Source organism: Staphylococcus sp. GDH8C109P, from assembly GCF_017893405.1.
GTDB classification, from domain to species: Bacteria; Bacillota; Bacilli; order Staphylococcales; family Staphylococcaceae; genus Staphylococcus; species Staphylococcus cohnii.
The window spans coordinates 43,627-57,026 of the sequence record NZ_JAESMX010000019.1; the positions used below are offsets into that span (position 1 = coordinate 43,627).

Here is a 13,400-nt window from a genome sequence, read left to right on the forward strand (position 1 = left end):
ATATGGACGAGAGACTACAGGCTCGAGCCATATCCCTAGGCAAGCATGCACGATCAAAATCGCAAGCTATCCATATAAAAAGGACTAATCCATTTTTTTCATATGGATTAGTCCTTTATTTTGTGAATGAGAATTATGCCCCGTTCACTTCTTTAAAAAATTATTTTATAGACAATTGTTAAAATGGTAAATTCATACCATTTAACATATTCTCCATTTGTTTACGTTTACCTTTTTTGCCTTTGCCGCCACCAGAAAATTGTTTCATCATTTTCTTCATTTCATTAAATTGCTTCATCAATCTGTTAACTTCTTGAACAGTACGTCCTGAACCCTTAGCAATACGTTTTTTACGTGATACATTTAGTGTTTCAGGGTTATTACGTTCGTTAGGTGTCATAGATTGAATAATAGCTTTAATATGGTCGATTTGTTTTTCATCCATATTAAGATTATTCATCCCTTTCATTTTGTTCATTCCAGGGATCATTTTCATAATGTCATCTAATGGACCAAGGTTTTTAACTTGATCTAATTGTTCTAAGAAATCTTCCAAAGTAAATGAAGACGTACGCATTTTCTTTTCTAAATCTTTAGCTTTATCTTCATCTACATCTTGTTGTGCTTTTTCTATTAAACTTAACACATCACCCATACCTAATATTCGAGAAGCCATACGTTCTGGATGGAATGGTTCTAAGCCATCTAATTTTTCACTCATACCAACAAATTTAATTGGCTTTTGTGTCACTGCTCTAATTGATAAAGCAGCACCACCACGTGTATCACCATCTAGTTTAGTCAAGGTAACACCTGAAACTTCTAATTGCTCATCAAACGATTGAGCTACATTTACTGCATCTTGACCAGTCATGGCATCAACAACAAGCATAATCTCATCTGGTTTAGTGATTTCTTTTACATCACTTAATTCTTCCATTAATGCTTCATCAACGTGCAAACGACCTGCCGTATCAATAATGACAAAATCTAAATGTTCTTCTTTTGCATGTTTAATTGCATTTTCTACGATTTGTTGCGGCTTAACTTGGTCCCCTTCACTGTATACAGGAATATCAATTTGCTTGCCTACAGTTTGTAATTGATCAATCGCGGCTGGTCTATAAATATCAGCTGCAACTAATAATGGTTTTTTGTTGTATTTTTTACGCATTAGCAATGCTAACTTACCTGAAGTCGTAGTTTTACCTGCACCTTGTAAACCAACCATCATTACAACTGTTGGCGGTTTGTTGGCCATTTGGATGGTTGAATTTTCGCCACCCATGAGTTGTGTAAGTTCTTCTTGTACTATCTTAATGACTTGTTGTCCAGGTGTTAAAGACTTCATTACATCTGAACCTAAAGCTCGTTCTGATACGGTTTTGACAAAATCCTTTACGACTTTAAAGTTAACGTCTGCTTCAAGTAATGCGAGTCGGACCTCTCGCATCATTAATTTAATATCTGCTTCAGTAACTTTCCCTTTGCCACGGATTTTTTGCATCGTCCCTTGGAGACGATCGGATAACCCTTCAAATGCCATATCAATACCCTCCTTTATACTCTCAATTATTCTAAATCTTCAAGTGCTTGAAGATATTGTTTAATTTTTTCTGGCTCCTCAATATGCTTTTTTATTGCTTCATATATATTTTGTCGTTTTTCAAAATTTTGATAAAGACCTAGTTTCTCTTCATAATCTTCTACTAAATCACCAGTTCTTCTTATGTTATCATACACTGCTTGGCGGCTCACATCAAACGTATCTGCAATCTCACTTAAAGAATAATCTTGTAGATAAAATAGTTCTAGATAGTTTCGTTGTTTTTCCGTTAATAATGATTGATAAAAATCAAATAAATAATTCATACGTATTGTCTTAATTAAATCATTTTGACTCATCTTTATTGCCTTCATTCTGTACATCCGTGCTATCTGTACGATTGTCAGATGTCTCTGTATCATCAACATTTTGTTCAATCATATCAGCAAATAGTCCATATACATAACTTTCTGGATTAAATGGTTGTAAATCATCTAATTTTTCACCTAAGCCAACATATTTAACTGGTATTTTTAATTCATTACGTATCGCTAAAACGATACCACCTTTTGCAGTACCATCCAGTTTAGTTAATACAATACCAGTCACATTCGTAACTTCTTTGAATGATTTAGCTTGGGACAATGCATTTTGTCCGGTAGTAGCATCTAAACAAAGTAGTACTTCATGCGGTGCTTCAGGAACTGCTCTACCTATCACACGTTTTACTTTTTCTAATTCATTCATCAAATTAGATTTGTTTTGTAAGCGACCTGCAGTATCACAAATTAAAATATCAACACCCTTACTTTTAGCTGCATTAATGGCATCGTACATAACAGCAGCTGGGTCTGAACCTTCTTTTTGGCTCATTACATCCACACCAACACGTTCTCCCCATACTTTGAGTTGTTCAATGGCACCAGCTCTAAAAGTATCACCAGCTGCTAGCATCACTTTCTTACCTTCAGCTTGATAACGATGAGCTAATTTACCGATTGTTGTCGTTTTGCCAACACCATTCACTCCCACCATTAAAATGACATTTAATCCTTCATTTTCAATGTTCATTACTTCTGAATGTTCATCGTCTTGGTGATAGATATCTACAATTTTTTCTACGATAACTTCACGTAAATCTTCAGTTTCTGAAATATTACGTCGCTGTGCTTCGTTACGTAATTCTTCTACGAGTTCCATCACTGTGTTAAAGCCAACATCTGCAGTTATTAACATTTCTTCCAGCGCTTCAAAGAAATCTTCATCAACTTTACGATAACGTGCAATTAAGTTGTTTAACTGTTCTTGGAAATTTTCGCGAGATTTTTCTAATCCTGCTCTAAATTTTGCACCTAATTGCTGTGCTTCAATTTCTTCAAAGTCTTCAATTGAAATTAATCCATCATCATCAAAATCAGCTTCTTTTAATTTTTTTGGCTGTTTTACTTTTTCTTGAGGTTCTTCAGATGTTTGAGATTGTTCTACATCTAATTCAGATTGTTGTTCTTGCTCTAATTCTTCTGTCTTTTGATTTTCTGTAGACGTTGTGAATTTATCTTTTAGTCGTTTGAAAAAGCTCATACTTGTTCCTCCTTAATGACTTCATCAATCGTATTTAAATTGACACTTACTAATTTTGATACACCTGATTCTTGCATCGTTACACCGTATAAGCGGTCTGAAAATTCCATCGTACCTTTACGATGTGTTATGACAATAAACTGAGTTTGACTTGATAAAGCTTTTAAATATTGCGCATAACGTATAACATTGGCTTCATCTAAGGCGGCTTCTACTTCATCTAAAATCACAAATGGTGCTGATCTCACTTTTAAAATAGCGAATAACAAAGCAATTGCACTTAAAGCACGCTCTCCACCACTTAATAATGATAGATTTTGTAGTTTTTTACCTGGTGGTTGGACGATAATATCTACTCCTGCTGATAAATAATCATCATCTGTTAAGCGCAGCTCTGCTTGTCCTCCACCAAATAATGACTTAAACACTTCAGAAAAATGACCTTGTACGGAATGAAAAGTCTCTTTAAATCGTTCTTTAACTTCTTTATCCATTTCTTCAATTAATTGTTCTAACGTCGCTTTTGCTGCTCTTAAATCTGCACGTTGCTCATTCAAGAAAGTATAACGTTCATTGATTTCTTCAAATTGTTCAATCGCATTTAAGTTTACAGGTCCTAATTCTTCTATAGACATCTTGGTTAATTTTACTTTTTTACGTAAACTCTCAATATCTTCTTCTAATGTATATAATTCACTCGCTCGTTCAAAGGTAAGATGATACTGCTCACTTAAATGATCTATCGCATGGTTAATGAGTACATCTAAACGAGACTGTTCTGCTTTAATATCTTGGTAACGATTTTCAATTGATAAAATATCTTGATTTGCTTCTTCCAACTTACGTTCTGTTGTCTCAATTGTATCATTCAATGTTTGACGTTGTGATTTAATAGTAGCTAAATCTTCAGTTAATTTTACTTTATTATTTTTACTTTGTTCAATATTATTTTGAATTGTTTCAAAAGCTTTTTCGCCAGTTATCTCATCTGAATTAAATAATTCAATTTGTTCACTCAATTTTTGCTTTTGCTCTTTTAATTGTTTAAATTGATGATTTAATCTTGATTCAGTTTGCTTTTGAGTATTTAGTCTTTCTTTAATTACTGCTAAATCAGATTGTTTTTGATGTAATTTTTGTTGTATTAACGTTGTACTCTCTTTACCTTCTTTTGATAATTTTGTATAGATATTAATATCTTCTTCTAATTTTTGCAATTGCGCTTGAATTGTTGTTAATTGTTCCTTTTTGTCGTTTAAGGTTTGCTTACTTGTTTCGCTTTGGTAACCATCATTTTTCTCAAATTCAAATTCTTCATGCTCATTTTTTAAATGTGTTTCTTGCTTTCGTAACCTATCCAATTCTAAGTCAAATTCATGTACGTTTTGTTTTATCGTATTATAGTTTTGACTCGTATCAAAATAAGTATTACTTAACGCATCGGCTTCTTCTTTAATTGCTTGGAACTGTTTTTCAAATGTAACAGTTTGTTGCTGATAATCTTCTAATTGTGTGCGCATTGTTGAGAGCTCATCTTTTTGAGATAAAATACTTTTAGTTTTACGATCACCACCACCAGTCATGGAACCACCTGGGTTTACAATATCTCCTTCTAACGTTACGATACGTGTTCTATAACGAATTTTTCTAGCTAATTCGTTAGCATTTTTCAAATTGTCTACAATTATTGTATTACCTAATAAATTTTGAATCACATGTTTATAATCATTTTCAACTTGTATCGCATTTGAAGCAACATTTACAAAGCCAATTGAGCTATCTGCTATATTCAAAATATCGTTTGCAACATTACGAGGTTGAATGACATTTAATGGTAAAAATGTAGCTCTTCCAAGACCATTTTGTTTTAAATATTGTATTGCTTGACGACCATCTTTTTCAGAATCCACAATGATATGTTGCAGTGAAGCACCTAAAGCCGTTTCAATCGCTTTCGTTAAATTCGAAGGCACTTGGATGACTTCTGCGACTGCACCACGGATACCAGAAAGTTTATTATCCTTCATTTTCAGTATATGTTTAACACCATTGAAAAAATAACTATATTCCTCTTGCTGTGTCGCTAAACTGTCAATACGTGATTTTAATTTTTCATTAAATCTGTATGCTTGGTGTAATTTCTCTTCGTATTCATTTTGTTGATTTTTAAGTTGTGTTAATTTTTTCTCATAAGATGCTAAATCACTTTCCGCTTTTTTCAATTCTTTTTTCGCGTTGGTACTTTGTTTCTCAGTTTCAGTAATTTGATTTTGAATATTTTTCAAATCTTTATAAGCATCTAACAAGCGTGAATCTAATCGTGATTGTTTCGTTTCATTTTCTTGAATCGTGTGCTCTAAAAAGCGAATATCATTATTGACATCTGACTGTTCTGACATAAGTTGATAGTATTTATCTTTTATTGATTCTAACTTTTCATCATGTTGTTCATCGGATACATATAATTGAGATTCATATTGTTGTATCTCTTCATTTAAATCTGTTTGTTTAGATTTTAAATGTTTTATTTGGTCTTTCACTTCTGATTGCTCTTGTTTTATATTTGTGATTTGTGTCGCTAGGTTTTCTTGTTCTTCTTCAAATCGTGCATTAGTTTGTGATTGGTTTTTTTTACGTTCCTCTAACACATTCAACTGTCCAGCAAATTTTTCAACTTCTTCAGTTGCTTTAACAAGTTTAAAATTTAAAGATTCGATTGTTTCGTCTAGTTGTTGACGTTCAGATTTATATTGATTCAATGATTGTGTATGTTGTACCTTTTCTGCATCTTTTGAAGCTTGTTGGCTTTTTAAGCGATTGAGATTTTCGTCTAGTTCATAAATATTTTGATTATATTGCTCAATATCATAAACAGTGACTAGCACATCACTTTTTTCCATCTCACTAGATAAATGTTTATATTCTTTTGCTATTGCAGCTTCTTCTCGTAGTGGTTCGACACGACCTTCTAAATCAAATAAAATATCTTCTACACGTGTCAGGTTGTCTTCTGTTTGATCTAATTTTTGCACAGAAGTTGCCTTTCTTTTTTTATATTTTAATACACCGGCAGATTCTTCTAATATTTGTCTTCTATCAATTGGCTTTGCATTAAGAATTTCATCAACACGACCTTGAGATATTATACTGAATGCTTCTTTTCCTAATCCTGAATCTAAAAATAATTCTATAATATCTTTAAGTCGTGACCGGTCATTATTTAAATAATATTCACTTTCCCCACTTCTATATAAGCGGCGAGTGACTACGAGTTCTTCCGTATCAACATTTAATTTACCTGTACTGTTATCTAATTTTAATTTTACTTCAGCAAAATTTTGAGCTTTTCTATGCTCTGCACCAGAAAAAATAATATCTTCCATTTTAGCGCCACGCAATGATTTCGCGGATTGTTCGCCCAATACCCACTTTATTGCATCTGTAATATTACTCTTACCACTACCATTAGGTCCAACTATTGCCGTGACACCTTCATCAAACTGTACATTTGTATGTTCAGCAAATGATTTAAATCCAAAGGCATCAATAGATTTCAAATATACCATGCTATTCTCCTTTAAAGTGTTTCTCAGATGCGAGATAAAAACTACGCAATACAGATACGTTCATGCTCTCGCTTCTATATGATTAGTGCATCAATAAATTTGGCACAGCGACTTGCAATTATTACATTTTCACCAAATAATATCCATAATTAAAGACATGTAATAAATGCATTATAGACTAATCTATTAGAAATACTTTTACATCAGTGCTTAACTCATGCTACTTTAATTACATTTTTGTACAATATTCGATATATCGCGTGTGAGCTATATCTCACTAAACAATTGTACTGGTATTAAGTTTCTTTATTTTTCAAAAGTTTATATGCACTTTCTGCTGCTTGTTGTTCCGATTCTTTTTTCGTTTTGCCTTTGCCAATCGCAACTGGCTTATTTTCTAAGATGACTTCCGACGTAAATAAACGATGATGTGCAGGACCTTCTTCATTTATTAAACGATAAGTAACGTCACCTTTGTTTTGTTGATGCACATATTCTTGAAACTGTGTTTTAAAATCAACGACGCCATCCAGTTTATCGCCTTCAACAAATGGAAAAATCACACTTTCAGCAAACTTCCAAACAGCGGCTAGTCCTTGGTCTAAATATAATGCACCTACAAAAGCTTCAAATGCATCTGATACGAGTGAAGGTCTTGTTCTACCACCTGTTTTTTCTTCTCCTTTACCTAATAAGATAAGGTCGTGTAATGCAATTTTATTCGCGAATATTACAAGTGAAGGCTCACAAACAATTGTCGCACGCATTTTCGTTAAATTACCTTCAGGTAACTCTGGATATTTATCAAACAAATAGCGTGAAACCGTCAATTCTAATACCGCATCTCCTAAAAACTCTAAACGTTCATTATGATCTAATCTGTCCATATTAAAGTCATTAATGAAGCTCGAATGCGAAAATGCTTGTTGGTATAAATTTACCTGATTAAAATTCAAATTTAATTCTTGCATTTTTTTTGAAAACTTTTCTTGGAATGCATTAACCATTTCTTTCTTTTTATGATTCGTCAATACTTTTCCACCTCAATCTAATGTAACTTTGTATATACTTATGCCTTTATATTTTACGTGAATTTATTATAAAACAAAAGGGAAAACTGCTAATAATACGTTCATTTTATCATATATCGTACCCTTAACATTTTTAACGAACACTAATAATATTATGGCTAAAAATAAACCTTTTTAATAGAAAAAATCTGAGCCGTAAAATCCACGACTCAGATATTGGTTTATTATTTTTCCATACTATTGATAAAGTTAACTGCGTCACCAACTGTGTTGATTTTTTCAGCTTCTTCATCTGGAATTTCAGTACCAAATTCGTCTTCTAATTCCATAACTAATTCAGCAATATCAAGTGAGTCAGCGCCTAAATCATCTTTGAAAGATGCATCTTGAGTTACTTTTTCAGCGTCAACACCTAAACGGTCAACGATGATATCTTTTACTTTGTCGAAGTTTTCCACGTCGATTCACCTCCTTTTAAAAGTCTATAATAGACTTTTATATTTTCCCATTTTATCCATTGAAATACAAGTAGTATTTCGATGAATTACATACTTAAAGCATGACATACATATATAAGACACATCAAGTAATGTTAAAATGGCGTTTTTTACTGTTAACACTATTCCATGAACATGCCACCATTAACATGTATTGTTTGACCAGTAATATATTTTGCTTTGTCTGAAGCTAAAAACGCTACTGTATTTGCAATATCGGTGTCTTCACCGAATCTTGATAATGGAATTTGTTGAAGCATTTGATCTTTTAAATCATCTGTTAACGCATCAGTCATGTCAGAAACAATAAATCCTGGCGCAACAGCGTTAACTGTAATATTTCTTGAAGCTAATTCCTTCGCAGCAGATTTAGTCAATCCAATAACGCCTGCTTTTGTCGCCACATAATTGGCTTGACCAGGATTACCGACTGCACCAACTACACTAGATAAATTGATAATTGAACCACTTCTTTGTCGTAACATTTGTGGTGTTACTTTTTGAATACAGTTAAATACACCTTTTAAATTAGTGTCGATAACGTCATCCCATTCACTTTCTTTCATGCGCATCAATAAGTTATCTCTAGTTATACCTGCATTGTTAACTAATACATCGACTGTACCAAATTGGCTTACAACTTCTTTAATCATTGCTTTTACTTCATCACCATTGGCAACATTAGCTTGAATTGCAAAACTTTCTACACCTTTAGCTTTGATTTCTTCTACTACAGCTTCTGCTTTTTCTTTATTGCCTGCAAAATTTACTGCTACGTTATAACCTTCCTCAGCTAATTGAATTGCTATACTACGACCGATACCTCTAGATGCTCCAGTTACTAATGCATTTTTAGTCATTTTCATTCCACCCTTTTACATCTTCTAATGTTTGAATTGAAGTGAGTTTAACATCTCTATTTATTTTTTTAATTAAACCTGAAAGTACTTTACCTGGTCCAATTTCTATAAAATGATCTACACCTTGGTCGAGTAACCATTTCGTAGAATCTATAAATTGAACCGGAGAATATAATTGTTTAATCATATTTTCTTTTATTATTTTAGCGTCTGTTTCACCTTTAGCATTTACATTTTGGACAACTGGATAATATGCATCGTTCCACTCAAATTGTTCGATATAATTTGCAAAATCTGTTTCAATGACTTGCATCATCGATGAATGGAATGGCCCAGAAACCGCTAAAGGCATAACACGTTTAGCACCCATAGATTTTCCTTCTGCAACGAGTTGATCTATCAACGTCTTATGTCCTGAAACCACAATTTGTCCAGGTGCATTTATATTAGCAGGTTCTATGATTTCGTCTTCTGTTGACAGTTGTTTACAAATATCATCAACTTCACTGTAATTTAAACCTAGTACAGCCGCCATACTACCAACACCATCAGGAAAAGCTGCTGACATTAATTGTCCACGTTTACGTACTATTTTTACCGCATCTTCAAATTTTAGTACACCGCTTGCTACTAAACTTGCGTATTCACCTAAGCTATGCCCCATTGTATAATCTGCATTAATCTGATTTAACGCCTTTAATAATGCAGTGCTATGCGTTAATAATGCTGGTTGTGTATTTTCAGTTTGGCCTAACTTATCTTCAGCATCTTCAAACATTGTTTCTAAAATATCAAAATCTAATTGTGCTTGCGCTTCATTTAGAATTGATGTTGCTGCATCATTTTCATTAAACAAATCACTAGCCATACCAACTTTTTGTGACCCTTGTCCAGGAAAAATAATCGCTGTTTTACCCATTTTTTGACCCCACCGTTTCTCTCATTGTATCTACTATATTTAATTCTCCTGCAACCTTGGCTTGACGAATTGCTGAATAAAATGCCTTAGCATTAGAACTACCATGTGCTTTAACAACGATACCATTCAATCCTAGTAAAACTGAACCACCGTATTCTGCATAGTCCATTTTGGTAGTTAGCTCATTTAAATCTTTACGCAAGACTAATGCTGCCAACTTATTTTTGAAATTACTTAAAAGTGTAGTTTTCAACATTTTTCCTATAGATTTTGCTACACCTTCTAGATTTTTTAGAATCATGTTACCAGTATAGCCATCCGTAACAACGACATCTGCAGCATCATCCATTAATACTTTAGCTTCAACATTACCAGCAAAATGAAATTCTTGTTGTTCTTCCATTAAATTGAATGCTTTTTTAGTTAATGTATTCCCTTTAGCAGCTTCAGTTCCTATATTAAGTAATGCTACAGAAGGTTGTTCAATATTACGTATTTTTTGTGCATAAATATTGCCTAATTGCGCATATTGCAATAAATGTTCGGCTTTAGCATCCGCATTGGCACCAACATCCATAAATACAAAACCTTTACCTGAGACAGTCGGTAAAGTAAGCACTAATGCTGGTCTTTCAACACCTTTAATCCTACCAACTATAAATAATCCTGCTGACATTAAAGCACCTGTATTACCAGCTGATACACAACCATCCGCTTCTCCAGATTTTACAGCTTCAGCCATGCGCACCATGGAACTATTTTTTTTTCGTTTAATTGCTCTTACAGGTTCATCTTCCATTGTTATTGCTTCTGTACAGTGTCGCACTTCCACTCGACCGTGGTTAATATTACATTTATTTTGATCACCAAATAATATAATTTCTAAATCTTTAAAATCATTGACCGCTTTTTCAACAGCTTCTAAAACGATGCCAGGTGCATCATCGCCACCCATCATGTCGATAGCTATTTTAACCATTTTGTTCATCCTCACTTGTATAATACATTTTAAACGTACCTCTAAATACTAAAGTATCTTTGACATACGAACTTACTTTTATCTTAAAATATTTATTAGTTATTTCAACAGCTTGTGCTTCAGCACGTACCGTATCATTTAATTTAACTTGTTTTAAAAATGTAACGTTACTTTCTTTAGTTAAAACGATTGGTTTATGTATAAGTGCCACACATAATGAATTGGCCTGTGCAAACAACACATGACCTCTGGCAATTTTATTTCTTGTAAATACTGAATCTTCATCAATATTAATCAGAGATGTTGCTTCATGATCAGGTTCTACGTTAATCACATCACCTATGATTTCACTTCCATCAATAGACCGAATACTTTCGTAATTTTTTCGAGCAACAGATTTTATTCTTTTTCTCAACTCAGGAATATTTAAGTGTGTACGGTCCAATCTTATTGTTTGGATACTGACTGAAAAAAGACTACTTAAATCAAGATCAGTAATAAAGGGATTTTTTTCTATTTCTTTTTTAATTGCTTCGCGACGTTCTTGTTTTTTTAATTTCATAGTTTACTACTCCCGAATTTTAGTACCAAGTCTTAAACATTCCTCACATATCATAACACTTTCTATTTCAATTGCTCAACTAAAAACATAAGACTTTCTACATTAAATCGAGTTAATACCGAGCACTTTTATTGTTAAAACAAAAAAGTTTTTTGTGGTTAATATATAATTTGAAATAATAATATGTTAAATTATATAAAAATAATATGTATAATTTTTAAATTTCTTAACCATTAAGAAATTTTTAAGAAATAAATAGATCATACATTCCAATTCAAAGGGGTTGAAAACAATGAAAAAAGTAGTGACCAATGTATTACTATCAGCAACATTTTTTGCAACTATCTCTACGCAGTCCAACGCAAAAGAACTAAATAGTATCATTCCTGAACGCTTGGAAAGTTCAAGTGAAACAAAAATATCCAATAAAATAGATGTAGAAAATTATCTTCAAAACAACGCTACGTCTATGCTTAACAATAATAATAAAACTAAAACGGAATCAATTAATAAAAATGCTTTTAAACAATATAAAGTAATCAATAGCAATATTGATTCAACTGGCGTTTCGCATTATGAATTAAAACCAAAAATCAACAATGTATTAGCAGATGATAGTACTATAAAAATTCATGTCAACAGAGACGGAAAGGTATCACTCATTAATGGGCATATACACAGACAACATATCAATGTTAAAAACAAAGTAAACATTTCATCTTCTCAAGCAGAAAAATTAGCCTTTAAAGCGATTGGTAAAAAAAGTAATGACGTTGCAAACATAGATGGTTTTAAAATAGTATCTAAAAACAAATTAGATATTAATAGCGAAAAGGAAAGATTTATACATAATATTGAATTAAATTACGTATCTCCAAAACTTGCGCATTGGCAAATACAAGTGGATGCTAGTACTGGGGAAATATTAAAAAAACAAAATGTGATTGAACATGCTTCTGAAGCAGGTTCTGGTATCGGAGTGAACGGGGATAAAAAATCACCACTTAACGTATCTAGCAATAGTGGACAATATACTTTAAATGATACAACTACAGATGCGCATATTAATACTAAAAGTGCCAATGAAACCATTGATCAATTTTCTCCTATCACTCACGATTCAAAACATTTTGATGAAAAGCAACAACGTCCCGGTGTCGATGCACACTATTACGCAAAAGCAGTTTATAATTACTATTTAAATAAGCACGGCAGAAATAGTTATGACGATAAGGCTGCTGACATTAATTCTGTCGTACACTTTGATAAGAACTATAATAACGCTGCATGGACTGGACAATATATGGTTTATGGTGATGGTGATGGTCAAACATTCAATCCTTTATCAGGTGCTAAAGATATTGTCGCTCATGAATTGACACACGCAGTGACAGAAAGAACTGCTAATTTAGAATATGAAAACCAATCTGGTGCGCTCAACGAATCTTTTTCAGATGTTTTTGGATATTTTATAGATCCTGATAACTGGCTAATGGGTGAAGATGTATATACACCCAAACAAGATGGTGATGCGTTAAGAAGTTTAAAAAATCCAGAAAAATATGATCAACCAGCACATATGGACCAATTTTATACTGGCTCTGAAGATAATGGTGGTGTCCATATTAATAGTGGCATTCCAAACAAAGCAGCATATCTTACCATACAATCTATTGGTAAAGATAAGGCTGAACAAATATACTATCTAGCATTAACGCAATATTTGACATCTAACGCTGAATTTTCTGATGCTAAAATCGCTTTAAAACAAGCTGCAGATGAATTATACGGTCATGATAGTACCGAATCAAAGTCCATAGAGCAAGCATGGACTGAAGTAGGGGTTGATTAGTAAATAT

General features: G+C 32.8%; 11 protein-coding genes. 1 reads left to right on the forward strand and 10 read right to left on the reverse strand.

The genetic code is table 11. The annotated features are described in order from the left end of the window. Positions 1–178: 178 nt before the first annotated feature. From ffh to fapR, 10 genes are all read right to left on the reverse strand, one after another. Positions 179–1,546: a signal recognition particle protein gene (gene ffh, locus KA867_RS09855; RefSeq protein ID WP_210137875.1), complete on the reverse strand. Its 1,368-nt coding sequence runs from the start codon at positions 1,544–1,546 to the stop codon at positions 179–181. Positions 1,547–1,572: 26 nt separating this feature from the next. After that, complete coding sequence (locus KA867_RS09860; protein ID WP_040030561.1) at positions 1,573–1,905, reverse strand: putative DNA-binding protein; 333 nt, start codon at positions 1,903–1,905, stop codon at positions 1,573–1,575. Beyond that, positions 1,892–3,127 carry a signal recognition particle-docking protein FtsY gene (gene ftsY / locus KA867_RS09865; protein WP_210137876.1) on the reverse strand — a complete coding sequence of 412 codons (1,236 nt, stop codon included), beginning with the start codon at positions 3,125–3,127 and terminating at the stop codon, positions 1,892–1,894. Before ftsY ends, KA867_RS09860 begins: the two co-directional genes overlap by 14 nt. Continuing rightward, positions 3,124–6,693, reverse strand: a complete 3,570-nt coding sequence (gene smc / locus KA867_RS09870) for a chromosome segregation protein SMC (RefSeq protein WP_210137877.1) — start codon at positions 6,691–6,693, stop codon at positions 3,124–3,126. Before smc ends, ftsY begins: the two co-directional genes overlap by 4 nt. A 296-nt stretch (positions 6,694–6,989) precedes the next feature. Further along, positions 6,990–7,700 (reverse strand): ribonuclease III, encoded by a 711-nt coding sequence (gene rnc / locus KA867_RS09875; RefSeq protein WP_457315161.1) that lies wholly within the window; start codon positions 7,698–7,700, stop codon positions 6,990–6,992. 248 nt (positions 7,701–7,948) lie between these two features. Continuing rightward, the gene (locus tag KA867_RS09880; protein ID WP_019467939.1) at positions 7,949–8,182 is read right to left on the reverse strand and encodes an acyl carrier protein; all 234 of its coding nucleotides are present in this window, start codon (positions 8,180–8,182) and stop codon (positions 7,949–7,951) included. Positions 8,183–8,343: 161 nt separating this feature from the next. After that, complete coding sequence (gene fabG / locus KA867_RS09885; protein ID WP_019467940.1) at positions 8,344–9,081, reverse strand: 3-oxoacyl-[acyl-carrier-protein] reductase; 738 nt, start codon at positions 9,079–9,081, stop codon at positions 8,344–8,346. Beyond that, positions 9,074–10,000, reverse strand: a complete 927-nt coding sequence (gene fabD, locus KA867_RS09890; RefSeq protein WP_210137879.1) for an ACP S-malonyltransferase — start codon at positions 9,998–10,000, stop codon at positions 9,074–9,076. The genes fabG and fabD overlap by 8 nt, the downstream gene beginning before the upstream one ends. Continuing rightward, on the reverse strand, positions 9,993–10,979 hold the full coding sequence (gene plsX, locus KA867_RS09895; protein WP_019467942.1) for a phosphate acyltransferase PlsX: 987 nt from the start codon (positions 10,977–10,979) through the stop codon (positions 9,993–9,995). The genes fabD and plsX overlap by 8 nt, the downstream gene beginning before the upstream one ends. Further along, on the reverse strand, positions 10,972–11,541 hold the full coding sequence (gene fapR / locus KA867_RS09900; protein ID WP_019467943.1) for a transcription factor FapR: 570 nt from the start codon (positions 11,539–11,541) through the stop codon (positions 10,972–10,974). The genes plsX and fapR overlap by 8 nt, the downstream gene beginning before the upstream one ends. A gap of 292 nt (positions 11,542–11,833) precedes the next feature. Here fapR and KA867_RS09905 point away from each other — a divergent pair, with 292 nt between their 5' ends. Next, positions 11,834–13,393: a M4 family metallopeptidase gene (locus tag KA867_RS09905; protein WP_210137880.1), complete on the forward strand. Its 1,560-nt coding sequence runs from the start codon at positions 11,834–11,836 to the stop codon at positions 13,391–13,393. Positions 13,394–13,400 lie beyond the last annotated feature (7 nt).

Excerpts from the sequence above, each read along its gene's own strand:
- ffh (WP_210137875.1), bottom strand. The coding sequence starts at position 1,546 with ATGGCATTTGAAGGGTTATCCGATCGTCTCCAAGGGACGATGCAAAAA.
- KA867_RS09860 (WP_040030561.1), bottom strand. The coding sequence starts at position 1,905 with ATGAGTCAAAATGATTTAATTAAGACAATACGTATGAATTATTTATTT.
- ftsY (WP_210137876.1), bottom strand. The coding sequence starts at position 3,127 with ATGAGCTTTTTCAAACGACTAAAAGATAAATTCACAACGTCTACAGAA.
- smc (WP_210137877.1), bottom strand. The coding sequence starts at position 6,693 with ATGGTATATTTGAAATCTATTGATGCCTTTGGATTTAAATCATTTGCT.
- rnc (WP_457315161.1), bottom strand. The coding sequence starts at position 7,700 with ATGGTTAATGCATTCCAAGAAAAGTTTTCAAAAAAAATGCAAGAATTA.
- fabG (WP_019467940.1), bottom strand. The coding sequence starts at position 9,081 with ATGACTAAAAATGCATTAGTAACTGGAGCATCTAGAGGTATCGGTCGT.
- fabD (WP_210137879.1), bottom strand. The coding sequence starts at position 10,000 with ATGGGTAAAACAGCGATTATTTTTCCTGGACAAGGGTCACAAAAAGTT.
- plsX (WP_019467942.1), bottom strand. The coding sequence starts at position 10,979 with ATGGTTAAAATAGCTATCGACATGATGGGTGGCGATGATGCACCTGGC.
- fapR (WP_019467943.1), bottom strand. The coding sequence starts at position 11,541 with ATGAAATTAAAAAAACAAGAACGTCGCGAAGCAATTAAAAAAGAAATA.
- KA867_RS09905 (WP_210137880.1), top strand. The coding sequence starts at position 11,834 with ATGAAAAAAGTAGTGACCAATGTATTACTATCAGCAACATTTTTTGCA.